This window comes from Paenibacillus sp. KS1, assembly GCF_001680695.1.
Lineage (GTDB): Bacteria > Bacillota > Bacilli > Paenibacillales > Paenibacillaceae > Paenibacillus_B > Paenibacillus_B suaedae.
In genome coordinates this window covers 1-235 of record NZ_MAIS01000395.1, presented here as the reverse complement: position 1 = coordinate 235, position 235 = coordinate 1, and the positions used below count along the sequence as shown (strand labels likewise).

Sequence of the window (235 nt, the reverse complement as noted above, 5' to 3'; positions counted from 1 at the left end):
CGGCGATCATGCCGTTGCATTCCAGTGCCGACGCACGCTGTCTTCGGCCACTTATCGCCTCGCCTGTAGAAAGCGGCGAGATTCGCAGCGCGCTGTGCTCCAAATCCTGATCAAACTGTCCCAAATAGTTGAACGAAATGTCAGGATCGCACGCCCACTTCGCCTCTTCCGACGCGGACATGTAGCGCAGAAGACCGTAGCCGAGCCCTTTTTGCGGAATCGCCCGCAGCGTTTC

At 58.3% G+C, this 235-nt stretch carries 1 protein-coding gene; it reads right to left on the bottom strand.

Features of this window, described 5'->3' with window-relative positions; translation table 11 throughout:
* Positions 1-181: hypothetical protein (locus BBG47_RS28790; RefSeq protein WP_254659969.1), on the bottom strand; the 181-nt coding region annotated here is incomplete at its 3' end.
* Positions 182-235 lie beyond the last annotated feature (54 nt).